The 24,143-nt window shown below is 69.1% G+C and carries 21 protein-coding genes; 8 read left to right on the forward strand and 13 right to left on the reverse strand.

The window, feature by feature from the left end:
• Positions 1-4 precede the first annotated feature (4 nt).
• From PGB34_RS06370 to PGB34_RS06380, 3 genes are read left to right on the forward strand one after another with little or no spacing between them, the layout of a single operon-like run.
• Complete coding sequence (locus PGB34_RS06370) at positions 5-1,264, forward strand: TRAP transporter large permease (protein WP_271427227.1); 1,260 nt, start codon at positions 5-7, stop codon at positions 1,262-1,264.
• Between the two features lie 30 nt (positions 1,265-1,294).
• Positions 1,295-2,149, forward strand: coding sequence for a transketolase (locus PGB34_RS06375; protein ID WP_271427228.1), 855 nt, complete (start codon positions 1,295-1,297; stop codon positions 2,147-2,149).
• On the forward strand, positions 2,146-3,153 hold the full coding sequence (locus PGB34_RS06380; RefSeq protein WP_271427229.1) for a transketolase family protein: 1,008 nt from the start codon (positions 2,146-2,148) through the stop codon (positions 3,151-3,153). Before PGB34_RS06375 ends, PGB34_RS06380 begins: the two co-directional genes overlap by 4 nt.
• 39 nt (positions 3,154-3,192) lie before the next feature.
• On the opposite strand, the gene PGB34_RS06385 is transcribed toward PGB34_RS06380, so the two are convergent.
• Positions 3,193-3,693: a GFA family protein gene (locus PGB34_RS06385; RefSeq protein ID WP_333909020.1), complete on the reverse strand. Its 501-nt coding sequence runs from the start codon at positions 3,691-3,693 to the stop codon at positions 3,193-3,195.
• The gene (locus PGB34_RS06390) at positions 3,690-5,099 is read right to left on the reverse strand and encodes a PQQ-dependent sugar dehydrogenase (protein WP_271427230.1); all 1,410 of its coding nucleotides are present in this window, start codon (positions 5,097-5,099) and stop codon (positions 3,690-3,692) included. Before PGB34_RS06390 ends, PGB34_RS06385 begins: the two co-directional genes overlap by 4 nt.
• Before the next feature lie 215 nt (positions 5,100-5,314).
• Here PGB34_RS06390 and PGB34_RS06395 point away from each other — a divergent pair, with 215 nt between their 5' ends.
• The 5 genes from PGB34_RS06395 (at position 5,315) to PGB34_RS06415 (ending at position 10,356) form a co-directional block, all read left to right on the forward strand.
• Positions 5,315-6,589, forward strand: a complete 1,275-nt coding sequence (locus PGB34_RS06395) for an aromatic ring-hydroxylating dioxygenase subunit alpha (protein WP_271427231.1) — start codon at positions 5,315-5,317, stop codon at positions 6,587-6,589.
• A gap of 100 nt (positions 6,590-6,689) precedes the next feature.
• Positions 6,690-7,679, forward strand: coding sequence for a Bug family tripartite tricarboxylate transporter substrate binding protein (locus PGB34_RS06400; RefSeq protein ID WP_271427232.1), 990 nt, complete (start codon positions 6,690-6,692; stop codon positions 7,677-7,679).
• 14 nt (positions 7,680-7,693) lie between these two features.
• Positions 7,694-8,482 carry an SDR family NAD(P)-dependent oxidoreductase gene (locus PGB34_RS06405; RefSeq protein WP_271427233.1) on the forward strand — a complete coding sequence of 263 codons (789 nt, stop codon included), beginning with the start codon at positions 7,694-7,696 and terminating at the stop codon, positions 8,480-8,482.
• Positions 8,483-8,500: 18 nt separating this feature from the next.
• The gene (locus tag PGB34_RS06410) at positions 8,501-9,478 is read left to right on the forward strand and encodes a PDR/VanB family oxidoreductase (protein WP_271427234.1); all 978 of its coding nucleotides are present in this window, start codon (positions 8,501-8,503) and stop codon (positions 9,476-9,478) included.
• Between the two features lie 83 nt (positions 9,479-9,561).
• The gene (locus PGB34_RS06415) at positions 9,562-10,356 is read left to right on the forward strand and encodes an IclR family transcriptional regulator (protein WP_271427235.1); all 795 of its coding nucleotides are present in this window, start codon (positions 9,562-9,564) and stop codon (positions 10,354-10,356) included.
• Between the two features lie 27 nt (positions 10,357-10,383).
• Here the strand turns inward: PGB34_RS06415 and PGB34_RS06420 are convergent, their stop codons facing one another.
• The 11 genes from PGB34_RS06420 to PGB34_RS06470 all read right to left on the reverse strand — a co-directional run bounded on the left by PGB34_RS06420 (position 10,384) and on the right by PGB34_RS06470 (position 23,933).
• A complete protein-coding gene (locus tag PGB34_RS06420) occupies positions 10,384-12,069 on the reverse strand; it encodes a class I adenylate-forming enzyme family protein (protein ID WP_271427236.1) in 1,686 nt (561 codons plus the stop codon).
• Positions 12,070-12,099: 30 nt separating this feature from the next.
• A complete protein-coding gene (locus PGB34_RS06425) occupies positions 12,100-13,707 on the reverse strand; it encodes an acyl-CoA synthetase (protein ID WP_271427237.1) in 1,608 nt (535 codons plus the stop codon).
• Between the two features lie 56 nt (positions 13,708-13,763).
• Positions 13,764-14,405: a methyltransferase domain-containing protein gene (locus tag PGB34_RS06430; protein ID WP_271427238.1), complete on the reverse strand. Its 642-nt coding sequence runs from the start codon at positions 14,403-14,405 to the stop codon at positions 13,764-13,766.
• Positions 14,406-14,409: 4 nt separating this feature from the next.
• The gene (locus PGB34_RS06435; protein WP_271427239.1) at positions 14,410-15,195 is read right to left on the reverse strand and encodes an enoyl-CoA hydratase/isomerase family protein; all 786 of its coding nucleotides are present in this window, start codon (positions 15,193-15,195) and stop codon (positions 14,410-14,412) included.
• On the reverse strand, positions 15,192-17,177 hold the full coding sequence (locus tag PGB34_RS06440) for an acetyl-CoA carboxylase biotin carboxylase subunit (protein ID WP_271427240.1): 1,986 nt from the start codon (positions 17,175-17,177) through the stop codon (positions 15,192-15,194). Before PGB34_RS06440 ends, PGB34_RS06435 begins: the two co-directional genes overlap by 4 nt.
• Positions 17,178-17,203: 26 nt before the next feature.
• The gene (locus PGB34_RS06445) at positions 17,204-18,361 is read right to left on the reverse strand and encodes an acyl-CoA dehydrogenase family protein (RefSeq protein WP_271427241.1); all 1,158 of its coding nucleotides are present in this window, start codon (positions 18,359-18,361) and stop codon (positions 17,204-17,206) included.
• A 38-nt stretch (positions 18,362-18,399) separates the two neighbouring features.
• Positions 18,400-20,019 (reverse strand): acyl-CoA carboxylase subunit beta, encoded by a 1,620-nt coding sequence (locus PGB34_RS06450; RefSeq protein WP_271427242.1) that lies wholly within the window; start codon positions 20,017-20,019, stop codon positions 18,400-18,402.
• Between the two features lie 107 nt (positions 20,020-20,126).
• A complete protein-coding gene (locus PGB34_RS06455) occupies positions 20,127-21,044 on the reverse strand; it encodes a DUF2156 domain-containing protein (RefSeq protein WP_271427243.1) in 918 nt (305 codons plus the stop codon).
• Positions 21,041-21,853: a TIGR03084 family metal-binding protein gene (locus PGB34_RS06460; RefSeq protein WP_271427244.1), complete on the reverse strand. Its 813-nt coding sequence runs from the start codon at positions 21,851-21,853 to the stop codon at positions 21,041-21,043. The genes PGB34_RS06455 and PGB34_RS06460 overlap by 4 nt, the downstream gene beginning before the upstream one ends.
• Positions 21,854-21,987: 134 nt before the next feature.
• Positions 21,988-23,157, reverse strand: a complete 1,170-nt coding sequence (locus tag PGB34_RS06465) for an acyl-CoA dehydrogenase family protein (protein WP_271427245.1) — start codon at positions 23,155-23,157, stop codon at positions 21,988-21,990.
• Between the two features lie 59 nt (positions 23,158-23,216).
• The gene (locus PGB34_RS06470; RefSeq protein WP_271427246.1) at positions 23,217-23,933 is read right to left on the reverse strand and encodes a hypothetical protein; all 717 of its coding nucleotides are present in this window, start codon (positions 23,931-23,933) and stop codon (positions 23,217-23,219) included.
• Positions 23,934-24,143: the final 210 nt, after the last annotated feature.

Consider the following 24,143-nt stretch of genomic DNA (forward strand, 5'->3'; position numbering starts at 1 on the left):
CTGAATGTCTGCCTTGATTCTTCTGACCTTTCTGTTTGGCGCCGTCATCGCCATGCCCATCGCTCACGCCCTCCTCGTAGGTGCGTTGACCGCCGCGGCCACCTCCGACCGCGTTCCGCTGGACCTGCTCGTGCAACAGATGGTGGCCCAGGTCCAGAGCTTCCCGCTCATTGCCATTCCCTTCTTCATGCTGACGGGTTCGCTCATGATGGGCGGCAAGCTGGGTGAGGCGCTGGTGGGCGTTCTGTCCGCTCTCATCGGCCGCTTCCATGGCGGCCCGGCCCAGGTCGGCGTGCTGTCGTCCACGCTCTTTGGCGGGGTTTCGGGCTCGGCGGTGGCTGACGCTTCCGCCATCGGTTCCCTGATGATCCCCTGGCACAAGCGCCTGGGCTACCCGCCCGCGTTCTCGGCGGCGACCCTCGCATCGGCGGCCACGATCGACATCCTGATCCCGCCGTCGATTCCGATGATCCTGTTCGCGCTCAGCGCCAACGCTTCCATCGCATCGCTTTTCGTGGCGGGGGTTCTGCCGGGTCTTCTGATGTGCGGCGGCTTCATGTTCATGTGCTGGTGGGTGGGAAAGCGGCGCAACTTTCCCCGCGAGACCGGGCGCTTCGACGGTCCGGCGTTTCGCCGCCATCTTTTCTACGCCTCGCCTGCGCTGCTGCTGCCCGTGCTGATCATTGTTTTCCTGCGCTTCGGCATCGCCACGCCCACGGAAGTCGCAGTTCTTTCCACCTTGTACGCCGGCGCCGTCTCGGCACTGGTCTACCGCGACCTGGGCTGGAAGCGTCTGCATGAAGCCATCGTTCACTCGGGGCTGGCCACGGGCGTCGTTCTGCTGGTCATCATGGCATCGGCCGCGATTGGCTGGCTGTTGACCTTCGATCAGATGCCAACCGGCATCGTCGACTGGGTCAAGGGAAACGTCGAAGCCAAGTGGATGGTCATCATGCTCATGAATCTGTTGATGCTGTTCATCGGCATGTTCATCGACCTGCCCGCCGCCGTCCTGCTGCTGACGCCGGTCTTCGTCCCGCTGGCCAACAGCATCGGCATGGACATGACCCAGCTCGGGGTCATGATGGTCGTGAACCTGGCCGTGGGGTTGTACACGCCCCCTGTGGGAACGACGCTGTTCATCACCAGCGCGTTGGCCAAGGTGAAGGTGGGCCAGACCGTGCGCGAGCTCGGCCCGTTCTACCTCGTCGCCTTCGGCGTGCTCGCGCTCGTGTCCTATGTGCCAGCAAGCATCTTGCGCTGAACACCCATTCCGTCTTTCAAGGATTGCCAAGTGAACACATCTTCCGAAGCCGTCGAACGCCTGGCGCAGGCGGCCTATCGAATCCGCCGCTACGCGCTGCGCATGGGCGAGGTCCAGGGCCAGGGCTACATCGGCCAGGCCCTGGGCTGGGCCGACGTGCTGGCCGTGGCCTATTGCCACGCTCTGCGCCTCAAGCCCGAGGACCCTCATTGGGAGCAACGCGACCGCTTCCTGCTCTCGCATGGCCACTACGCCATTGCGCACTACGCCGCCCTCATCGAGGCCGGCGTCATCCCCGAGAGCGAACTCGACAGCTATGGCAGCGACGACAGCCGCCTTCCCATGTCGGGCATGGCCACTTACACGCCGGGCATGGAGATCTCCGGTGGCTCCCTCGGACAGGGGCTGGTCATCGGGGTAGGAATGGCGCTGGGATTGAAACAGAAGAAGAACCCGGCCTTCGTCTACAACTCGATGAGCGACGGCGAGCTTGACGAAGGCTCGACCTGGGAGGCCGCCATGTCCGCGGCACACCACGGGCTCGGCAACCTGATCTGCCTGGTCGACATCAACAACCAGCAGGCCGACGGCCCCTCCGGCAAGGTGCTGGGCTTCGAGCCACTCGCCGACAAGTGGGCGGCGTTCGGCTGGCATGTCCAGCGCGTCAGAGGCAATGACCTGCCTGCGGTCCTTTCGGCCTTTGATGCCGCGCGCGCGCTCACCGAGTCCAGGCCCCGCGTCATTCTGTTCGACACCTTGATGGGCAAGGGTGTTCCCTTCCTCGAACAACGCGAAAAGAACCACTTCATCCGCGTGGACCCACCCGAGTGGCAACAAGCACTCGCCATCCTTGATCAGTCGAAGCCCACGGGAGCCCTCGCATGAACACCGCCACCGCCGAAAAGAAACCCAAGCTCACCACGTCGGCAATGATTGCCTCCATTGCCAGCGAAGGACAGCGCGTGAAGGCCGCACCTTTTGGCAAGGCCCTCGTGGCGTACGCCGCGACCCGACCGGAGATCGTGGGGCTGACCGCCGACCTGGCCAAATACACCGACCTGCACCTGTTCGCGCAGGCCTACCCAGAGCGCTTCCACCAGATGGGCATGGCAGAGCAACTGTTGATGGGCGCGGCAGGGGGCATGGCCAAGGAGGGCCTGGTGCCCTTTGCCACGACCTACGCCGTCTTTGGCACGCGCCGCGCCTACGACTTCATTCATCAGGTGATCGCCGAAGAGAACCTGAACGTGAAGATCTGCTGCGCCCTGCCCGGCCTGACCACCGGGTACGGCCCAAGCCACCAGGCCACGGAAGATCTGGCCATGATGCGGGGAGTGCCCGGCCTGACCATCGTCGACCCCTGCGATGCGCTGGACATCGAGCAGGCCGTCCCGCAGATCGCTGCGCATTCGGGGCCGGTCTACATGCGCCTTCTGCGTGGCAACGTGCCGCTGGTTCTGGACGAGTACGACTACCAGTTCGAACTCGGCAAGGCCAAGATGCTGCGCGAGGGCAATGAGATCCTGGTCATCTCCAGCGGCATCCTGACCATGCGTGCCCTGGAGGTAGCCCAGGATCTGGCGGCCGACAACATCGGGGTGGCGGTGCTGCATTGCCCCACGATCAAGCCCCTGGACGAGGCCGCGATCGTTGAGGCCGTACGGGCCAAACCCCGCTTGGTCGTGGTCGCGGAGAACCACTCCGTGATCGGCGGGCTGGGGGAAGCCGTGGCCAGCGCGCTGCTGCAGCACGGTACGACGCCTGCCGGCTTCCGGCTTGCAGGTCTGCCGGACGCCTTCCTCGACGCAGGCGCACTGCCTACGCTGCACGACCGTTATGGCATCAGCCGTGCGGTGTTGGGCACGCGTCTGAAGGACTGGCTCCGCTGAACCCGGGGCCACCACCTCCTCTGCCCTGGACCCGGCGCGTCAGCCGGGATGGTTGCCGACGCGCCTCTCATGCCACTCCTTCAAAGAGAAGGCCGGAAAGGTCTCATACCTCTCATCCCCCGCCATCCCTTCCACCCGCACCCATGAGGCCATCGAGTCCAGGCTCACATGGCAGTTGGCTGGCGGCTTGGGCAGCGGGGTGTCGATGGCGCTGGCGTGGGGGTAGACCTGGTCGGGCCATTGCGGGTCCCAGATCCACAGGGCCGTGCCGCACTTGCCGCAGAAGTGCCGCTGGCCGCTGCTGGTGCGCGTCTCGCCGGTCTTCTTGTCTGCGATCTGCGCCTGGTAGATGCGCAGATGCCGCTTGCCTTTCATCACCTTGAGCGTGCGGTGGTCGGCGCCGATGTTGATGGCGTAGCCGCCCGTGCCCGCGGTCTTGCGGCAGATGGAGCAGTAGCAGCGCATGAAGGGCAGATACTCGCCCGCCTCGACCGAGAAGCGCACGCAGCCGCAGTGGCAGGAGCCTTCGAGGTGCATCATGGCGTGGTGGCCGCCACGCGCCACAGCGCATTGCCCACGTCATCGGCCACCAGCAGTCCGCCCCGGGCGTCCAGCGCCACGCCCACGGGTCGGCCGCGCGCCTCGCCGTCGGCGTTCAGGAAGCCGGTCAGCACGTCCTGCGGCATGCCCTTGGGCTGGCCGTTCTCGAAGGGCACGAAGATCACCTTGTAGCCGCTGCGGGGCTTGCGGTTCCATGAACCATGCAGGCCGATGAAAGCGCCTTCGCGCCAGGCCTGCGGCAGCGCGGCGGCCTGCGGGCGCTGCGGGTCGGCGAAGGCCAGGCCCAGCGGCGCCACATGGCTGCCCAGCGCGTAGTCGGGCGCCACGGCCTTGGCCACCAGCTCGGGGCGCGGCGGCTGCACGCGCGCGTCCACATGGGTGCCGAAGTAGCTGTAAGGCCAGCCGTAGAAGGCGCCGTCCTTGACCGAGGTCAGGTAGTCGGGCACCAGGTCGCTGCCGATTTCGTCGCGCTCGTTGACCACCGTCCAGAGCGCGCCCGTGCCCGGCGCCCAGCCCATGCCGTTGGGGTTGCGCAGGCCGGTGGCGAACAAACGCTTGTTGCCGCTGACACGGTCCAGCTCCCAGATGGCGGCGCGGCCCTCTTCCGCCGCCATGCCGTTCTCGCCCACGTTGCTGTTGGAGCCCACGGTCACATACAGCTTGGCGCCGTCGGGGCTGGCGATGAGGTTCTTGGTCCAGTGGTGGTTCAGCGGCAGCCCGGGCAGATCGGTCACGCGCGTGCCCGCGGCGGTGATCTGCGTCTGGCCGCTTTGGTACGGGAAGCGCATCACCGCGTCGGCATTGGCCACGTAGAAGTCCTGCCCCACCAGCGCCATGCCGAAGGGCGAATGCAGCCCCTGCAGGAACACGTGCCGCACCTCGGCCTGGCCGTCGCCGTCCGCGTCGCGCAGCAGCGTGATGCGATCGGCCGAAGGCTGCCTGCCCGAGCCCGCACGCGCCATCACCTTGCCCATGACCCAGCCGCGCACCTTCTTCATCAGGCCCTGGTCTTCCTTGGGCACGGCGGGCTTGTCGCTTTCGGCCACCAGCACGTCGCCGTTGGGCAGCACGTACACCCAGCGCGGGTGCGCAAGATCCTTGGCAAAGGCCGTCACGCGCGTGCCGGCGGCCGGGGTGGGCATCTGGTCTTGCGGCCAGCCGGTGGCGGTGGCCACGTGCACCGTGGGAAAGAGCGTCTTGTTGGGCGCCGGCAGGGTGGGCGAAGGGCCGATACCGGCCGCTTCGGGCAGCTGGGCCGTGTCGCCGCAGGCGGCCAGCAGCGCCACCAGCACACCGGCGCTTGCGCAGGCGCCCGCGCGATGCCGCCATCGGCGGGGATGACGATCAATGGAAGGCGAAGTGCGGAGGCCGGCGGGGGTGTTCATGGCGCGAGCTTCCGCGCCTTCGCCGCCGGCCGGTGTCAGTCAACAGCCCAAGCGCGGCAGGCGCGATGCGCGGCCGCCGGGCTCGTCACATCCAGAAGTCCACCAGACGGACAACAAATCAGATATTTGACACAGCGCTTGATCTCATAAAAAATGGACATCAGTCTCAACAGACGAACAAACCAGCTTTCATTCCCGCCCCCACGGAGACGACCTTGAACCAAGAAATGTCCGAAACGCTCACGCGCGTTGGCCCCGGCACGCGCATGGGCAATCTCATGCGCCGCTACTGGGTGCCCGCGTTGATGTCCAGCGAGATCGCGCAGCCCGACGGCCCGCAGGTGCGCGTGCAGCTGCTGGGCGAAAAGCTGCTGGCCTTTCGCAACTCCGACGGCAAGGCCTGCCTGATCGGCGAGTTCTGCTCGCACCGCGGCGTGTCGCTGTACTTCGGCCGCAATGAAGAGAACGGGATCCGCTGCGCCTATCACGGCGTCAAGTTCGACGGCATGGGCCAGTGCGTGGACGTGCCCTCCTCGCCGCAGGCCTGCGCGCGCATGCACATCAAGGGCTACCCCTGCGTGGAACGCGGCGGCATCGTGTGGACCTACATGGGCCCGGCCGACCAGCAGCCCGCGCCGCCCGAGCTGGAGTGGTGCACCTTGCCGCCCGAGCATGTGTTCGTGTCCAAGCGGCTGCAGTACAGCAACTGGCTGCAGGCCATGGAAGGCGGCATCGACACGGCCCATGTCTCCTACGTGCACCGCTACGAGGTGGACACCGACCCCATGCACCAGGGCGTCAAGGCGCTGGACTACATCAAGGCCGACGGCAACGTGAAGTTCGAGATCGAGCAGACGCCCTTCGGCCTGAGCCTGTTCGGCCGGCGCAATGGCGAGCCCGATTCGTACTACTGGCGCATCACGCAGTGGCTGTTCCCGTGGTTCACGCTGATCGCGCCCTTCGGCGAGCACGCACTCGGCGGCCACGTGTGGGTGCCCATCGACGACCACAACTGCTGGGCCTGGAGCATCAACTGGCAGCCCGGCCAGCCGCTCACGGCCGAAGAGCGCCAGGCGATGGAGGAAGGCAAGGGCATCCATGTGGAGTACGAAGCGCCCGGCAGTTTCATTCCCAAGGCCAACCGCGACAACGACTACGGCATGGACCGCGTGGCCCAGAAGGAAGAGCGTTCGTACAGCGGCATCTTCGGCTTCTCGGCGCAGGACTATTCGCTGCAGGAGAGCATGGGCCCCATCCAGAACCATGCCGCCGAAATGCTGCTGCCCACCGATAAGGCCATCGTGATGGCGCGGCGCATGCTCCATGCCGCAGCCCTGGGCCTGGAAGAGGGCCAGACGCCGCCCGCGCTGGACCCGGCCGAACAGCATGTGCGCCCGGCCGGCGTGCTGCTGCCGCGCGATCAGGACCCGGTGGCCTGGGCCCGCGAGGAACTGGCCGACGCCACGAAGAAGCCCGTCTTCAGCCTCTGACGGTGCGGATGCGCTGAACTCGCGCATCGCCTTCGCGCCGCCGGCATCGGCCCGGCGGCGCAGCCGCTTTTCCCTTCACGACAACAACGGAGACTCCCCGATGAACACTCCCCTCAAGCTGGCCGGCTCGCTGCTCGCCCTGTGCGCCGCCGCCTTCTGCGCCTCTTCCGCCTCGGCGCAGGCCGCGGCCGACTGGCGCCCGAGCAAGCCGGTGCGCATCATCGTGCCCATCACCGGCAGCACCAACGACGTGCTGGCGCGCATGATTGCGCCCAAGCTGCAGGAAGCGCTGGGCCAGCCCTTCTTCGTCGAGAACAAGCCCGGCGCGGGCGGCAACATCGGTGCCGGTGAAGTGGCCCGCGCGGCGCCCGACGGCCACACGCTGCTGATCGGCTACAACGGGCCGCTGGCCATCAACGTCACGCTGTTCGACAAGATGCCCTACGACCCGGTGAAGGACCTCGCACCCATCACACTGGCCGTCAAGTCGCCTCAGTACCTGGTGGTCAACCCCGACACCGGCATCACCGACGTGAAGGACTTCATCGCCAAGGCCAAGGCCGACCCGAAGAAGTACGCCTACGGCTCGGTGGCCATGGGCAGCGCCTCGCACCTGACCATGGAGATGATGAAGTCGGCCGCAGGCTTCCAGATGACCCATGTGCCCTACCGCGGCGCGGGCCCGGCCGTGACCGACCTGATCGCGGGCAACATCCAGGCCGGCTTCTTCGTGCCGGGCAACGTGCAGGGTTTCGTGAAGGAAGGCCGCCTGAAGCTGCTGGCCACCACGGGCACGCGCCGCTTCCCGAGCACGCCCAGCATCCCCACGCTGGCCGAATCGGGCCTGAAGGACTTCGAGGCCACCTCGTGGATCGGTCTGCTCGCGCCGGCCAACACGCCGCCGGCCATCATCAACAGCTACCACCAGACCATGGTGCGCGTGCTCAACCAGCCCGACATCCAGAAGCAGCTGCACGACATGGAGTTCGAGGTGGTCGCCAGCACGCCCAGGGAATTCAGCGACTGGATCGGCACCGAGATCAAGCGCTGGGGCGCCGTGATCAAGTCCACCGGCGCCAAGGCGGAGTGAGCGACCGTATGAGCATGACGACGAACACCGGCGGGCGGCTGGCAGGCCGCACCGCCCTCATCACCGGCGCGGGCGCCGGCATCGGCGCCGCGGCAGCGCGGCTGTTCTGCAGCGAAGGCGCGGCCGTGCTGCTGGTCGATGCCAGCGGCGATGCGCTGGATCGCACGCAGCAGGCCATCCTGGAAACACTGCCCGACGCGCGCCTGGCCTGCGTGAAGGCCGACGTGAGCGACGAACAGGCCGCCCAGGCCGCCGTGCAGCAATGCCAGGCGCAATGGGGCGCGCTGGACATCCTGGTCAACAACGCCGCCATGCGCAACTACAGCGCCGCGGCTGATGCGACAGCCGCCGAATGGCAGGCCATGGTGGGCGTGAACCTGGTGGGCATGTCCAACTACTGCCGCGTCGCCCTGCCCGCGCTGCGCGCATCGGGCACCGGCGCCATCGTCAACGTCTCGTCCTGCTACGCCGTCACCGGCCGCAAGGGCATGGCGCTGTACGACGCGACCAAGGCCGCGCAACTGGCTTACACCCGCACGCTGGCATTTGAAGAAGCCGCGCACGGCGTGCGCGCCAACGTGGTGTGCCCCGGCTCCACCTTGACGGACTTCCACGTTGGCCGCGCGCGGACCGCGGGCAAGAGCGTGGAGCAACTGCGCACCGAGCGCAAGGACAGCTCGCTCATCGGCCGCTGGGCTTCGCCCGAAGAAATCGCCTGGCCCATCGTGTGGCTGGCCAGCAGCGAGGCCTCCTTCATCACCGGCACCACGCTGATGGTGGACGGCGGCCTGCACATCATGTGAAGAAGGATGCGCCGCTGAATGTCTTCATCGTCCCTTCAGGCGCGGGTGCACCAGATGCGCCACGAGGCGCCGGGCATCCTGAGTGTGGAGCTGCGCCCGCTGGTGCCGGGCACGGCGTTCGCGCAGGCGGTCGAGCCCGGCGCGCACATTGATCTGCATCTGGCCGAGGGGCTCACGCGCAGCTACTCGCTCACCAATCCCGGCGACCGCCACCGCTACGTGGTGGCCGTGGCACTGGACCCGAAAAGCCGCGGCGGCTCGCGCTTCGTGCATGCATCGCTGCGCGTGGGCCAGGCCCTGAGCCTCAGCGCCCCGCGCAACCATTTCGCGCTGCATGAAGACGCAACGCACAGCGTGCTGCTGGCCGGCGGCATCGGCATCACGCCGCTGTACGCCATGCTGCGGCGCCTGGCCGCCTTGCAGCGGCGTGCGCACCTGATCTACTGCGCCAGCCGGCGCGATGGCGCGGCCTTCGTGGCGCAGATCGAGGCGCTGGCGGCGGCTTCGGCAGGCCGGCTGACGGTGGACTGGCAGTTCAGGGACGAGCGCCCTGCCCGCGCGGAGCTGCAGCAGTTGCTGGCAGACCAACCCGAGGGCACGCACTTCTATTGCTGCGGCCCGCTGGCCCTGGTCGAAGGCTATGAACACGCTTGCGAAGCACTGGGCCTGACAAATGTCCATCAGGAGCGCTTTGCCGCCGCGCCCTTGCCGCAGGCCCGAACACCGCAAGAGGGCTACACGGTGGAACTGCGCAAGTGCGGCAGGCAGCTTCAGGTGGCGGCCGGTATGTCGCTGCTGGACGCACTGCTCGATGCCGGCGTCAACGCCGACTACAGCTGCCGCGAAGGCGTGTGCGGCGCCTGCGAGGTCAAGGTGATCAGCGGCGACGTGGACCACCTCGACCAGATCCTGAGCAAGCAGGAACATGCGGCCAACCGCTCGATGATGGTGTGCGTTTCGGGCTGCCGCTCGGGCACGCTGGTGCTGGATCTCTGAGCGGCCTTTCAAGACCTCATGCTCGGCCCTGGCGCGTGTCCGGCAGACGAACAAAATTTCAAATCTGGCGGTACATTGCGGCCATGACATCCCCGAAGAACGCTGCCGCGGACGCAGCCGAAGACAAGTCCGAGGGAGGCGTGCGTGCCGTGCAGCGCGCGCTGGACATCCTGCTGGCCTTCAAGCCCGGCGACGACGGGGTGCCGGTGGCCGAGCTGCTCAAGCGCGTGGACCTGAGCCGCCCCACCCTGTACCGCCTGCTCGACACGCTCAGCGCCAAGGGCTTCCTGAGCGCGCAGGGCGAGCCGCAGCGCTTCAAGCTGGGGCCGGCCGTGGGCCGGCTCGCGCATGCCTGGTCTGCGGGCATGAGCTACGAGACCGTGGCTTTGCCGATGATGCGGCGGCTGTGGGAGCGCACGCGCGAGACGGTGTCGCTGCATGTGCAGGAAGGCGCGTACCGTGTATGCGTGGCCGAGATGCCCAGCACGCAGCCGCTGAGCTTCAGGCGCGGCGTGGGCTACCGCGAGCAGCTCACGCGTGGCGCCAGCGGCCGCTCCATCCTGGCCTGGCTGCCCGTGAAGGTGGGCGAGCTCTCGGCCTACGGCGCCGAAGGCAGCGCAGACGCGAAGCGGATCATGGCGCAGCTCGAGCAGGTGCGTGCGGCCGGCCATGCCACCAGCCGCGACGAACTGATCCAGGGCGCCGTGGCCATCGCCGCGCCCTTCTTCGAAAGCGGCGGCCGCGTGGTGGGCTCGCTGGGCCTGTTCGGGCCCAGCGCGCGGCTCAGCGAAGCGCTGGTCAAGGACTATGCCGCGCTGGTGCAGGAGGAGGCCCAGGCCCTGTCGGCGGCACTGGGCTTCACGGGCCACTCGGGCTGAGGAAGCGCGACAGGGCGCGCGCCTCCCTCACTGCGCGGCGCCCTCGGCCAACAGCTGCCTGGCGCGTTCGGTGAGCCGCTTGAAGTTGATCTTGCCCTCGGCCGTCACGGGCCACTCACCTTCCCAGGCCAGGAAGTCGCGCGGAATCTCGTAGGCCGCCAGGTGGCCCTTGCAGGCCTCGCGCAGTTCGGCCGTGCTGCGCACGGCGCAGCCCTCGCGAGCGCGCACGAAGCTCACGACCCGCGCGCCCCAGTAGTCGTCTTCCACGCCGATGGTCTTCACGTCGTCGAATTCGTCGGCGAAGTGCTCGAGCAGCAGCGTGCTCACGCGCGTGGTCGAGACGTTCTCGCCGCCCGACTTGACCACGCCGCCCAGCCGGCCCAGGAAAGTGATGTAGCCGCCGTCGAAATGGCCGTAGTCGCCGCTGTGGAAGTAGCCTTCGGCGTCGTAGGAAGCGCGGGTGGCCTCTTCCTGCGCCAGGTAGCCGCGGAACATGTAGGGGCTGCTGTAGCAGATCTCGCCGCTGCTGCCCTGCGGCACGCGCTCGCCGGTCTCGATGTCCTTGATCACCACGCGCACGCCCGGCAGCGGGCGCCCATGCGTGTACTTGTTGATCTGGTAGTCCACGCAGTCGTGCTGCGCCAGCGAGACCAGCGGCCCGTTCTCGGTCTGGGCGTAGAGGTTGTTGATGGTGGCGCCCGGCGGGCACATGGCGCGCACCAGGTCGTAGGTCTTGGGCTCGCCGGCCAGGATGGCCTTGCGGATGGTGAAGCGGTAGCGCTCGAAATCCGGCACGCGCCGCATCGCCTGCCAATGCGCATCGAAGCCGAAGGTGCTGGTGCAGCCGTGGCGGTCGATCAGCTCCAGCGCCAGCTTCGGGTGAAAGCTCTCCATCAGCACCAGCGGCGTGCCGCACAGCACCAGGTTCATGTTCAGCGCATACAGCCCGCTGTTGTGATAGAAGGGCGCGAGGTTGATGTAGCACTCGGTCTCGTCGAAGCCCATGGCCTGGGCGCCGAAGTTCACGGTGGCCAGCGGCGGCCGGTGGTCCCACAGCGCGCTCTTCGACAGGCCCGTGGTGCCCGAGGTCTGGCAGATGAACTGAATCTCGGTGGGCTCGCGCGCCGCCAGCAGGGCCTCCATCACGGCGGCGCTGGCAGGCTCGTGCGCACCGGCACCGGCCTCGCGCAGCGCCTCGAAATCCATGAAACCCGCATGCCGCTGGCCGCCGCGGCTGAGGCACACCAGGTGGCGCAAGGTGGGCAGGCTGGCCGCGCTCGGCCGGCCCTCGCCATCCCAATGCAGGTCGGGGATCGCCTCCTTGAGCAGCGCGATGTAGTCGCGCCCGCCGTAGTGGTCCACCGTGACGATCATCGCGGGCCGGTTGCGCGGCAGCACGCCTTCGAATTCCAGCCGGCCCCACAGCAGGTTCAGCGGATTCACCACCGCGCCCACCTGCAGGGTCGCGAAGTACAGCACCGCGAACTCGGGCGTGGGGCTGGGCAGGGTGCACACCACATCGCCCTTGCCGATGCCCAGGCGCAGCAGCGCGTGGGCCATCTGCTGCACCTGCGCATGCAGGTCTGAAAAAGAGATCTCGCGGCCCTCGAAGATCAGCGCGGTGCGCGCGCCGCGCAGGCGGCAGGTTTCGTCGAAGAGATCGGGAATGCTGCGGTGGTACCAGGCCTGGGCGGCGATGCGTTCGGCGAGCATGGCTGCGGCTTCCTGTGAGTGCAGCGCCACTCAGCGCGGGTTGAACTGCGCGCGCAGCTGGTACTTGAGGATCTTGCCCGTGGGGTTGCGCGGCAGCGCGGGCAGCAGCGCCAGGCGGCGCGGGATCTTGTAGCGCGCCAGGCTCTGGCTGGCATGGGCCTGCAGCTCCTCGAGCGTGAGCGCCTGGCCGGGCTTGAGCGCCACCACGGCCAGCACCGTCTCGCCCCACTTCTCGTCGGGCGCGCCGATCACCGCCACCTCGGCCACGGCCGGGTGGCCGTGCAGCACGCTTTCGACCTCGGCCGGGTACACGTTCTCGCCGCCGCTGATGATCATGTCCTTGACGCGGTCGCAGATGTACCAGAAGCCCTCGGCGTCGAAGTAGCCCACGTCGCCGGTGCGAAACCAGCCGTCCGCGCTCAGCGCCGCGGCCGTGGCCTCGGGCTTGTTCCAGTAGCCGCGCGTCACGTTCTGGCCGCGCACGCAGATCTCGCCGCGCTGGCCGGGCTCGGTGATCACCTGCTCGTCGGCGTCGAGGGCGCGCACCTGCGTGAGCAGCGGCGCCATGCCCACCGAGCCGATCTTGCGCGCGGCCCATTCGGCCGTCAGCGTGGTGGCCATGGCCGCCGTTTCCGTGAGGCCGTAGCCCTGCTGCACGGCAATGCCGCGCGCGTTGAACAGGTGCAGAAGCGGTTCGGGGCAAGGCGCGCCGCCGCAGGAGATGAGCTTGAGCGTGGACAGGTCGGCCTGCGCGAAGTCGGGGTGCTGGCTGATGAACAGCAGCATGGCCGGCACCAGGAAGATCTTGTTGACCTTGTAGGCCGCGATGTCGCGCAGCACGGCGCCGGGATCGAACTGGCGCTGCAGCACCACATGCCCGCCCTTGAGGAACATCGTCAGGGTCATCACGTTCAGGCCGCCGATGTGATAGACCGGCGCGAACACCAGCAGCACGTCGCTGGCGTTGCAGTCGATGGTCAGCAGCTCGTTGACGTGGTTCCACCAGAAGTTGCCGTGCGTGAGCATGGCGCCCTTGGGCTGGCCCGTGGTGCCAGAGGTGTACATGATCAGCGCCACGTCGTCGGCCTGCACGGACACGGCCGGCTCGCGCAGCGGCTCGGCCTCGCGCAGCGCGGCACCCAGCTCGGGCCAGGGCGCCTGCGCCTGCGCAGGCCGGTCGCCATGCGCCAGCCAGAAGCTTTGGCAGGCCAGGCTGGCGCGCACCGGCTCGATGACGGCCACATGGTTCGCATCGACGATCAGCGTGTGCGCGCCGGCGTCGTTGATGATGTACGCCAGCTCCGGCCCCGTGAGCCTGAAGTTCAGCGGCACGAAGATGGCGCCCAGCCGCGCCGTCGCGAACAGGCCGATGAAGAACATCGGATGGTTGAAGCCCAGGTAGGCCACGCGCGCGCCCTCGCCCACGCCGCTGGCACGCAGCACGGCGGCCATGCGCTCCACCTCGTCCTGCAGCTGGCCGTAGCTGCGGGTGTGGCCCTCGAAGCTCAGCGCCGGGCGGTGGGCGTCGCGGCTCGCGCGTTCGGCCAGCCACTGGCCCAGGCCGATGGCGGGCAGCGGCGCGGCCAGGCCGCCGAACTCGGGATGCGGCAGGGGGCCGCCGGGGTGGGCATTGCGCATCGATCAGGTCTCCTGGGTCTGTCTCTGTGTCTTGGGGTGGAAGCGTTCGGGCGGGCTCAATCCGTCCCGCGCGTCAGCACGAGGGCCAGCTCGGCGCTGCCGGCGTGGCCCGGCAACTGCGGCAATTGCGGCGCCTGCACGCGCGCATAGGGTGGGCGCGGCCACTGCCAGCGCCCGGCCGGGAACAGCGCGCGCACGGCATTGATGTCGAGGTGGTAGGGCGGCCCTTCCACCCGGCCTTCCTGCGCGCCGGGGCGCAGCGCCTGCACGGCCAGCAGCGCGAGCTGGCCGTCGGGCGCCAGCCATTCATGCAGGCGCTGCGCGTAGCGCACCCACAGGTCGGGGTGCAGCGCGCACAGGCAGGTCTGTTCGTAGACGCGGTCGAAGCGTTCGCCGGGCTGCCACTGCAGCAGGTCGGCCTCGATCAGCGTGGCGCTCAGGCCCGCGTCCTTGAGCAGGCCGGCGCAGGCGGCCAGGGCACCGGGCGCGATGTCCACCGCCGTGACCTGCGCGCCCATGGCCGCCAGCGCCACCACCTCCCAGCCGCGGCCGCAGCCGGGCACCAGCACGCGCTGGCCGGGCCGCAGCACGCCCTCCTCGATCCAGGCCTTGAGCTGCGGGCTGGCGGCGCCGCGGTCCCAGGGCAGGCGGCCCTGCTCGAAATGCTGCTGCCAGAACTCGGCGGTGGGTCCGGCCATGGCGTCAGCGCCCCGTCCAGGCCGGACGGCGCTTCTCGTTGAAGGCGGCCAGGCCCTCCTTCGCGTCCTCGGTCAGCGCAAGCAGGCCGATCTGGCTCTCGGTGTAGGCAATGGCCTGCTCGAAGGACATGGCCTCGATGGCGCGCATGGCGTACTTGCCGCGCCGGATGGCCGTGGGCGACTTGTCGGTCAGCCGCGCGATCAGCCAGTCCACCTTGGCGTCCAGCTCGGCGGCCGGCACCACATGGTTGACCAGGCCCTGCGCCAGCGCGGCGGCGGCATCGAAGGGCTCGCCCGTCAGCGCCCATTCGCGCACCACGCGGCGCGGCACCAGGTTCTGCAGCAGGCTCAGCACCTGCATGGGGAACACGCCCACCTTCACCTCGGGCAGGCCGAAGAGCGCATGGTCGGCCGCCACCGCCAGGTCGGCCATGCACAGCAGGCCCATGCCGCCGGCCATGCAGGTGCCGTTGACGCGCACCACGATGGGCAAGGTGGCGGCCTGCGCCTCGCGCAGCAGGTCGGCATAGTCCACATTGGGCTTGCTGAAGTCGAAGACAAAACCCTTGCCGGGCTGCAGGTCGCCGCCGGCGCAGAAGGCCTTCTCGCCCACGGCCGTGAGCACGATGGCGCGCACCTCGGGGTTGGCATGGGCCTGGCGGATGCCGGCGCGTATGCCCTCGATCACGCCCGCATGCAGCGCGTTGCGCTTGTCGGGGCGGTTGATGCTGATCCACAGCGACTGGCCGCGGACTTCGGTCAGGACTTCGGGTTGGGCGTTGTCGTTCATGGATTCGTGCCTGGCTCAATCTCTGCCAATACGCGGTGCGCGGCCACCTGGTCGTTCACGCTGGCGGCCAGCAGGCTCACGCGGCCGGCCACGGGCGCGGAATGCACGTGTTCCATCTTCATGGCCTCCAGCGTCACGATGGGCTGGCCGGCCTGCACCTCGTCGCCCTCGGCCACCAGCACGGCCACCACGCGGCCGTTCATCGAGGCCCGCACCTTGCCGTCGCCGCCATCGGCGCCCTGCCGGGCCGCCGCCGCGTGGGTGCGGTCCTGCACCACGAAGGGGTGGCCGCGCCAGTGCAGGTACAGCGTGTGGCCCTGGCGCAGGAACACCACGCGCTCGCGCACGCCGTCCAGCAGCACCTGGGCCTGCTGCCCTTCGATGCCCAGCAGCGAGACCGCGTGGCCCTCGCCTTCGAGCACCACCGCAAAGCGATGCGGCCCCTCCTGCGTGAGCGCAGCCGTCACGGCCTGGCCGTTGAGCTCGAAGCGCTGGCCCAGCGGCAGCGTGTGGGCCAGCCGCCTTTCGCTGTGGCGAAGCTGTGCGTTCGCGCCGGTCTCGGCCAGCAGCAGCGCCGCCACCACGGTGGCCTGGCGGCCGAGCGCGGCGTCGGCCTGGAGCAGTTCGTCCTGGTGCTGGCCGATGAAGGCCGTGGTGGCGCCGCCGGCCGCGAACACCGGATGCGCGAGACAGCGCGCAAGAAAGACCTGGTTGGTCTTGAAGCCCAGCGCGATGCTGTCCTCGAGCCCGCGCAGCAGGCGGCGGCGGGCCTCGTCGCGGCTCTTGCCGTGCGCGATCAGCTTGGCCACCATGGAGTCGTAGTACGGCGGCACCTCGGCGCCTGAGCGCAGCGAGTCTTCCACGCGCAGCGCCTGCGACGGCGCCCACAGCGCCATGGTGCCGCTCTGGGGCATGAAGCCCTGGTCCGGGTCTTCCGCGCACAGCCGAACCTCGATGGCATGGCCGTCGAAGCGCACATCCTCCTGGCGCAGCGGCAGCGGCTCGCCCGCGGCCACGCGCAGCTGCAGCGCCACCAGGTCCAGGCCCGTGATGGCCTCGGTCACGGGGTGTTCCACCTGCAGCCGCGTGTTCATCTCCATGAAGAAGAAGTTGCCCTCGCGGTCGAGCAGGAATTCGAGCGTGCCCGCACCTTCGTAGCCGATGGCCTTGACGGCCTTGACGGCCACCGCGCCCATGCGCTCGCGCAGCTCGGCGCTCACGACCGGCGAGGGAGCCTCCTCGATCACCTTCTGGTGGCGCCGCTGCACCGAGCAGTCGCGCTCACCCAGGTGGATGGCGTTGCCGTGGCGGTCGGCGAAGATCTGGATCTCGATGTGGCGCGGCTCCAGGATGGCGCGCTCCAGGATCACCTCGGGGTCGCCGAAGGCGTTGCGGGCCTCGCTCTGCGCGCTGGCCAGCAGCTCGGCGAATTCGCCCGCGTGCCTGACCAGCCGCATGCCGCGCCCGCCGCCGCCGGCCGTGGCCTTGATCATGACCGGAAAGCCCACGCGCGCGGCCTCCTGCGCCAGCCGCTCGCTGCCCTGGTCTTCGCCCTGGTAGCCCGGGATGCAGGGCACGTCGGCGTCCATCATGATCTTCTTGGCGCCGGCCTTGTGGCCCATGGCGATGATGGCCTCGGGCGAGGGGCCGATGAAGACCAGCCCCGCGTCGCGGCAGGCGCGCGCGAAGTCCTCGTTCTCGGCCAGGAAGCCGTAGCCCGGATGCACGGCGTCGGCGCCGGTGGCGCGCGCGGCCTCGATGATGGCTTCGATCCGCAGGTAGCTCTGCGCGGGCAGCGGATCGCCGATGCACACGGCCTGGTCGGCCTCCTGCACATGGCGCGCGTCGGCGTCGGCGCTGGAGTACACCGCCACCGTGCGGTAGCCCAGCGCCTTGGCGCTGCGCATCACGCGCAGCGCGATCTCGCCGCGGTTGGCCACGAGGATCCTGGTGAAGGGGGTGGATGTCTTGGGGTCGGTCATGTTGGATCGCAGCGCTGGGGACGGGCTCACTTCATCGACTTGGGGTAGGTGCCCATGTACTTGGTGAGGATCTGCAGCATCACCTCGTCGGCGCCGCCGCCGATGGAGGACAGCCGCATGTCGCGGAACAGCCGCGAGATCAGGCTGTCGTTCATGTAGCCCATGCCGCCCCAGAACTGCAGGCAGCCGGTGGACACGTCGCGCGTGAGCCGGCCGGCCTTGAGCTTGGCCACCGTGGCCAGGCGCGTGGCATCGCGGCCCGCCACCACGTCTTCCACGCCCTTCCAGGCCAGGGCGCGCACGCAGTCCACCTCGGCCTGCATCTCGGCCAGCTTGAAGTTGACCCACTGGTTGTCGAGGATGGAACGGCCGAAGGCCTTGCGCTCGCGCGTGTACTCGATGGTGATGTCGATGGCGCGCTGCGCGAAGCCGGTGGAGTTGAGCGCGCCCCACAGGCGCTCGATCTGGAACTGCTCCATCTGGTAGACGAAGCCCTGCCCTTCCTCGCCGATGCGGTTGCGCTGCGGCACGCGCACGTCGTCGAAGTACAGCTGCCCGGTGTCGGACGAGTCCATGCCGATCTTCTGCAGCTTGCGCGCGATGGAGACGCCCTTGGTCTTCATCGGCACCATGATCAGGCTCTTGTTGCGGTGCGCGGGCCCGTCGGAGGTGTTGGCCAGCAGGCAGCACCAGTCGGCCTGCGTGCTGTTGGTGATCCACATCTTGCCGCCGTTGATGATGTAGTCGTCGCCGTCCTTGCGCGCGGTGGTCTTGATCGAGGCCACGTCGGAGCCGCTGCCCACCTCGGACACGCCGATGCAGCCCACCATCTCACCCGCGATGGCCGGCGCGAGGAACTCGGCGCGCAGCTCGGGGCTGCCGTGCCTGGCCAGGGCCGGCGTGCACATGTCGGTCTGCACGCCGATGGCCATCGGGATGCCGCCGCAGTTGATCTCCGACAGCGTCTCGGCCAGCAGCGCGCCGTAGCTGTAGTCCAGCCCCGCGCCGCCGTCTTCGATGGGCTTGTCCAGGCCCAACAGGCCCAGCTCGCCCATCTGCTTGAAGAGCTGGTGGGCCGGGAAGATCTCGGCCTTCTCCCATTCGTCCACATGCGGGTTGACCTGCTCGGCGATCCAGCGCTGGATGGTGCTGCGCACCTGTTCGTGTTCGTGCGTGAGTTGCATGGTGTGTGTCTCTTGTGGGTTCGGAGGTCAGGCCAGGGTCACGGACGGGCCACGGAGAACTGCATCTTCTGCGGCTCGCGCGCCTCGGCTTCGCGGCAGACGGCCAGCACCGTGGACAGCACGGCGCGGGTGTCGCGCGGGTCGATCACGCCGTCGTCCAGCAACCGCGCGCTGGTGGTGAACACGCTCATCTGGCTGTCGAAGCGCTCGATGATCTGGCTGCGCATGGCTTCAAGCTTGGCGTGGTCCACCTGGCCCTTGCGCGCCATGGCGGCCTCGGTCACGTTGACCATGGTGCCGGCGGCCTGCTCGCCGCCCATCACGGCGGTCTTGGCGTTGGGCCAGCTGAAGCAAAAGCGCGGATGAAAGCCCCGCCCGCACATGCCGTAGTTGCCCGCGCCAAAAGAGGCGCCGCAGTACAGCGTGATCTGCGGCACCGTGGCACTGGTCACGGCCTGGATCATCTTGGAGCCGTGCTTGATGATGCCGCCCTCTTCGTAGATGCGGCCCACCATGAAGCCGGTGGTGTTGTTGAGGTAGATGATGGGCGTCTTGGACTGGCAGCAGGCCTGGATGAAGTGCGTGGCCTTGGTGGCGCCGGCCGGGTCGATGGGGCCGTTGTTGGTGATCACGCCCACGGGCCAGCCTTCGATCTTGAAGTGGCCGCAGACGGTGGCGCTGCCGTAGTTCTCGCCGAACTCCAGGAACTCCGAGTCGTCGGCGATGCGCGCGATGATCTCGCGCATGTCCACGGGCCGCTTGTGGTCGGTGGGCATCACGCCCAGCAGCTCCTCGGCCGCATAGCGCGGCGGCAGCCACTGGCGCGCGGGCTTGAGCGCCTGGCCGCGGTCCCAGTCGATCTGGGCCATGATCTCGCGCGCAATGCGGATGCCGTCGCGGTCGTCCTCGGCCAGGTAGTCGCCCAGGCCCGAGATGTGGGTGTGCATCACGGCGCCACCCAGTTCCTCCTCGGTCGCGATCTCGCCCGTGGCGGCCTTGAGCAGCGGCGGCCCGGCCAGGAAGGCGCGCGAGCGGCCGCGCACCAGGATGATGTAGTCCGACAGGCCCGTCTGGTAGGCGCCGCCCGCGGTGGACGAGCCGTGCGTCACCGTCACCACCGGCAGGCCGGCGGCCGACAGCCGCGCCAGGTTGCGGAAGGAGCTGCCGCCGCGCACGAAGTCTTCCACGCGGTAGGCCAGCAGGTTGGCGCCCGCGCTTTCCACCAGCTGCACATAGGGCAGCTTGTTTTCCAGCGCCAGTTCCTGCACGCGCAGCACCTTGTCCAGGCCCATGGGCTGCAGCGCGCCGGCGTCGATGCCCGAATCGGAGGCGTTGATCATGCAGCGGATGCCGCTGACATAGCCGATGCCCGAGATGATGCCGCCGCCGGGCACGCTCTTGTCGAGGTCGGTGGTGTCCATGCCCAGGCCAGCCAGCGATGAGATTTCAAGGAAGGGCGTGCCCGGGTCCAGCAGCAGCGACAGCCGTTCGCGCGGCAGCAACTGGCCGCGCTTTTCAAAGCGCTCGCGCGAGGCAGTGGATTTCTGGCGCGATCGCGCCTCGTAGGTGCGCACGCGCTCGATGAGCTGCAGCATGTGCGCACGGTTGCTCTGGAAGCTTGCGCTGCCGGTGGAAATCTGGGACTCGATCAGGGCCATGGTGAAACTGCTCTTCTCTTCGACGACGCCTGAGCCGGATTGGCTCGATGACTGTCAGCGTAGGCGCAGCCCGCCTTGACGTCTTGCGGCAATTGGCTGGGAGGGCTTCAACGCGGCACGGCGCGCAGCTTGTGCAGCAGCGCCTGCGGCTGGTAGCTGAGCTTGGTGCGGCGGAAGTTGGGCAGGCCCATGTCCTGCTCGAAGTTGAGCCAGTCCAGCGGCCGGCCGAACTGCAGCGGGTAGTTCTGCGCGAAGTGCGAGAACAGCGCCTGCGAAAGGCCCTTGAAGCGCGCCAGGGCCTTGGCAAAGCGCAGCACGCACACGCCGCTTTGCAGCGGCTCGGCCAGCACGAAGCCGGCGGGCTCGCCATCGGCCCAACTGATGAAGCCTTCCAGGCCCAGGGCCGGCGCGTGCTGCAGGGCTTCCTGGCAGGGCAGGTCGTCGGCTTCGCCGGCTTGCTTGCCTTTCTCCTGCAGCCAGTCGCGCAGGATCTGCAGCGCCAGCGGCTGGTGCTGCGGCGTGTAGGGCGCGTGGTGCAGACGGTGCGCGGCCAGGCACTGCTTGAGCAGGTTGCGCTTGTTGTGCAGGCCCGCGCCCGCATAGTCGACGAAGGCCTGCGCGCGGTAGAGGTAGTCGGCGTCGTCGCGCGAGGCACTGAACGCAAAACGCGCGGGCGGCAGCGCCAGGGCCTGGGCCTCGGCCAGCGGGAAGAAGCATTCGCCGGGCGCGAGCAGCGCGCGCAGCACTGAAGGGGGCGCCTCGCCGAGCGGGAACAGCGGGATCGCATGGCGCTGGCCGTCGTAGGCCCGCCCGCGGATCAGCGGCCAGGGGCCATCGCAAAAACGGTAGTCATGCGCGCGGCGGAACAGCCACAGGTTGGCGAAGGAGAGGTCCGCGATTGCACGTTCGCCCTGCCCGGCCTGGCGCTCGGCCAGCAGCGGCGCCACGCGCGCCGCATGGGCCAGCGCCAGCGGCTCGCCCGCGCTCACGCCCCCGCTCACATTCACATCCACGCGCAGCGTCACGCGCCTGGCTGCAGGTGGCGCGTGCGCACGCCCGGCGCCGGCCCGTCGGCCGGCTCGCCCGCGAAGCACTGGGCGATGGCGGTCCACTGCTGTGCGCCCTCGCCGGCCCATTGCAGCGCGGTGTCGTCGCGGTGGCGCCGCTGCGTGACCAGCAGCGCGAAGTCGATGGCCGGGCCGCGCACATGGTCGGTGGCCGAGGGCTCGCCCCAGGTCCACAGCTCGCCTTCGGGCGATTGCAGTTCCACGTAGGGCGCAGGCTGCGGCGGCTGCCGCTTGCGGTTCACGAATGTCCAGCCATAGGTGCTCACGCCCAGGTGCGTGATGTGGCGCAGACCCGGGCTGGCGCCGCGCGTGCGGCCCAGCCGGTCCCAGATGTCCTGGCCGTGGGCCCAGGTTTCCATCAAGCGCGCGGTGGCGAAGGAGCGCGCGCTCATGCTGGGGCCGTACCAGAGCAGGCGTGCCTTCGGGTCCAGCGGTCGCAGCGCGGCCACCAGCGCCTCGAAGCGCTGGCGCCACAGGGCCAGCAGCGCGGGGCCGTCGAGCCCGGCGAAGGTGTCGCGCGCCACGGCGCTGATCTCGCGGCCGCGGGCCATCTCGGCCGCCAGGGCCTGGGCGCCGGCCGTGAAGCCCTCGGGGTCGGTGGCCGAAAGCAGCGCCGTCTGGTCGAAGTAGCACAGATGCGCAATCTCGTCCCAGGGCGTCCAGCCATAGAAGTCGGTGCGCAGCTGCCATTGCTCTGGCGTGAGCGTGGCGCACAGATCGGCCAGCGCACGGTATTCGCCGAGCAGGTCGTTGCAGGTCTTGTCCATCTCAGTGGCGCCCGGCCGCCCGAAGGCACTGAGGCACCCCCTCGGGGGGCAGCGGACCTCGCGAAGCGGGGGAGCGTGGGGGTAGTTTCATTTCAGGGTCTCCGTGGTTTTCTTTCTTCGTGCTCCAGGCGGTGCTACAGCCCGAGCTGCCGCGCCGTCAGGTCCTTCATGATCTCTTCCGAGCCGCCGCCGATCATCATCACCTTCACTTCCCGGTAGATGCGCTCGCTCCTGGTGCCGCGCATGAAGCCCATGCCGCCCAGGATCTGCACGGCCTGGTCGGCGCAGAACTGCATGGCCTGCGTGGCCAGCACCTTGGCCATGCAGGTGCGCGCCACCAGTTGCGCGGGGTCGCCCAGTTGGTGCTCTACGCGGTAGGCCAGCTCGTAGACCTGGCCGCGCGCGGCGTTGATGCGCATGGCCATGTCCACCAGCTTGTGGCGGATCACCTGGCGCTCGATCAGCGGCTGGCCGAAGGTCTGGCGCTCGCGCGCCCAGTCCACGGCCTCGTTGAGGCAGACCTCGGCATAGCTGCAGGCCGAGGCCGACATGCTCAGCCGCTCGGCGTTGAAGTTGGTCATGAAGACCTTGAAGCCCGCGTTCTCCTCGCCCAGCAGGTTGGCCACGGGCACGCGCACCTTGTCGAAGCGCAGGTGGGCCGTGTCTGAAGCCCACCAGCCCATCTTCTGCAGCGGCGTGCGCGTGAGGCCGGGCGCGTCGCCTTCGACCAGCAGCGCCGAGATGCCGTTGGCGCCCTTGCTGGCGGGGTCGGTGCGCACGGCCACCGTGATGTAGTCGGCGCGCATGCCCGAGGTGATGAAAACCTTCTCGCCGTCGAGCACGTAGTGGTCGCCATCGCGCACGGCCGTGGTCTTGAGCGCGGCCACGTCCGAGCCGCCACCCGGCTCGGTCACGGCCAGGGCCGAGATCTTCTCGCCCGCCAGCACGGGCGGGATCACGCGCTCGCGCAGCGCCGCGCTGCCAAAACGCGCCACCGGCGGCAGGCCGATGCTGTGCGACATCGCCGAGGCCGAAACGCCGCCGCCGCCCGTGCGCGCCAGCTCCTCGGCCACGACGATGTGGAAGAACAGGTCGGCCGGCGTGCCGCCATAGGCCTCGTCGTAGCCCAGGCCCAGCACGCCAAGCTGGGCCAGCTTGCCGTACAGCTCGCGCGGGAAGGTTTCTGCCTCGTCCCAGGCAATGACATGGGGCGTGATCTCGCGCGCGGCAAAGGCGCGCAGCGAGGCGCGGAACTCCTCGTGTTCGGGCGTGAAGTAGTGGGGAAGCGGCGTGATGTCGATCATGGTGAATGCCAGGCGCGCCAGCAGCGCGCGCAAAGAATGAAATACGGGCAGTGCCCAGCCTAGGGGGAGGGGCGCGCGCTGTCTTGCGGCATCTGGCTGCTGTGGCGCAGCGCCTGCAGCAGCCGGGCCGCGTCCACGCCGCCTTGCAGGCTGCCCACGCAGGGCACGCCTGGCCAGTCAGCAGCCTGCGGCGGCGCGCCCGCGCCGAGCCAGCCCGCCACGGGCAGGCCCTGCGGCAGGGCTGCATCGCAGGGCGGCTCGTGCGCCGCGCGCACCAGCAGCAACGGCAACGCCAGCTGCGCCAGCAGTTGCCCGGCGCGCAGTTCGGGCCCCAGGCGCGCCTGCAGGCCGCCCAGCCCCATCAGCACCAGCGCATCGACCCAGGTGCACAGCACGGCCTGGGCATCGCGGATCACCTCCACGTCGATGGCCGTGTGCATGCACGCGGCAGCCGCGCCCAGGTCGGCCGCAGGCGGCAGGCGATAAGGGCACAGCGCGGCCTCGGGCAGCCGGAAGCTGCCGGCTGCCGCCAAACGCCCCAGCGGCGCGCTGGCCCAGCGGCCCGTGGGCTGCGGGTCGCCGCGGATCGCGGGCGTGCCCAGCGCCACGCTCAGGCCCTGGGCGCGCAGCGCGCGGGCCACGGCCAGCGCGGCTTCCTCCTCATGTGCGCCATGGGCCACGCCGCTGACCACGCAGGCCAGCGGCGCCTGGGGGCCGCGCGCACGCACCGGTTGGGTCGCTGGTGCGCCGATGGCACCCGCAGAAAAAAGACGCATGCGGCCATGCTGGGCGACTGTCCCTCAGGCGTCTTGCGCGAACCGGCTGTGCCGCCGCGCGCGGCAGGGTGCAGCGCGGCGCGCGCGCAGCCACAACGCGCAAGCCGCGCCCGCGGGCCGCTGCTAGTCTGGCCCGCAGGCATTCCTTCTTTTTCTTCTGTTCGGGCGGCCACATCGCGCCGCCTGCTCGCGCATTCGGAGACACAACGC

It is taken from the genome of Xenophilus arseniciresistens, from assembly GCF_028023875.1.
Taxonomy (GTDB): domain Bacteria; phylum Pseudomonadota; class Gammaproteobacteria; order Burkholderiales; family Burkholderiaceae_C; genus Xenophilus; species Xenophilus arseniciresistens.